Here is a 767-nt window from a genome sequence, read left to right on the forward strand (position 1 = left end):
DTGTTTGTTTAATAATAGACAGTTGTTTTTTCTTTTTGGAGCCAGAGAGTTTTCTCTCTCTTCACCCGCACCATTTCAGGTCAAAACGTTCAGTTTTTAAAATAAATTCACTCGCATTTTGAAGAGCCTAATGCTGGCTTTGTGGTTTATTAAACCACCGCCACTTCTAAGAAGTAATATCTATCGCAAATTTATTTATAAAGTGACCATCTCAATTGTTATTGTCGTTCGATGTTGACCTCGCACTTAACACGACTATCGCTTGTTAAAGCGTCTATTATTTCCGGACTGATTACCGCTGGGCTAGACCGCCTATGTGGAATAAAAGCACTTAGTTATTTAAAATAACCGTCCCACWCTGCATTAAGTTGTTTTATAAAATTTAAGTTTTAAAAACCCAGTTTCATAATCAAAGATAATTTTTGAATTTTCTAGTTTTTGATAAAATTGCTTTTGGTTTTTATCTTTTATGCGACTTAATAAATCTTTGTGTTTTTCACAAGTTCATAAAACTTTATTTGATACAAATTCTTCCGTAATGAATGATATTGCTTTATAGCAGTTATCAATATCGCAAATTTGTTGTTGCTTATTAATTTTCATTACTTACTCCTTTCTTTTATTAAGTTTTTTTATTAGCAAATTAATTAACTGAAACAGAGAAAGGACAACACCTTAAATTAGGAGAAAAACAGGTACACTTTGTAAAGATTTCTAAGATATTTAATAAATGTGTAAACAACTTAAAGAGGGTATCAAAAAGTTKT

1 protein-coding gene is annotated in these 767 nt (G+C 30.2%); it reads right to left on the bottom strand.

Annotated elements, in window-relative coordinates; translation table 4 throughout:
* Positions 1 to 363 precede the first annotated feature (363 nt).
* Complete coding sequence (locus tag EHV01_RS06185) at positions 364 to 603, bottom strand: hypothetical protein (protein WP_422066697.1); 240 nt, start codon at positions 601 to 603, stop codon at positions 364 to 366.
* Positions 604 to 767: the final 164 nt, after the last annotated feature.

Origin of the sequence: Spiroplasma sp. hy2, from assembly GCF_044714365.1 — a bacterium.
In the GTDB taxonomy this organism is placed as follows: domain Bacteria; phylum Bacillota_I; class Bacilli_A; order Mycoplasmatales; family Mycoplasmataceae; genus Spiroplasma; species Spiroplasma phoeniceum.